This window comes from Bacillus sp. GbtcB10, from assembly GCF_019091365.1.
In the GTDB taxonomy this organism is placed as follows: domain Bacteria; phylum Bacillota; class Bacilli; order Bacillales; family Bacillaceae; genus Bacillus; species Bacillus altitudinis.
In genome coordinates this window covers 1-257 of the sequence record NZ_JAGXJP010000241.1, presented here as the reverse complement: position 1 = coordinate 257, position 257 = coordinate 1, and the positions used below count along the sequence as shown (strand labels likewise).

Here is a 257-nt window from a genome sequence, read left to right as displayed (position 1 = left end):
TGGACTTGAAGATGAACGATTTACGATGATCAATCTCCTTTCAAAAATACCTGAAATGGGTCATATTCTGGAGTTACAAAAACAACCCTCTACTTTAGTGAAAGTAGAACAAGCAAATGGCATGTTGATTCAAGATCATATTCCCTTGCACTATAACATGTCTGCCGAACGTTTTATTGAATATTTTGAGTTACATACAACTTGGAAGCTTAAGCAACGAGAAGCTAAAAAACTAACATTTGATGTATTTTCAGAAG

1 protein-coding gene is annotated in these 257 nt (G+C 34.2%); it reads left to right on the top strand.

Annotation, left to right across the window (positions count from 1 at the left end; all coding sequences use genetic code 11):
• On the top strand, positions 1 to 257 hold a 257-nt coding region (locus KVT11_RS20195), incomplete at both ends, for a YaaC family protein (protein WP_217609182.1).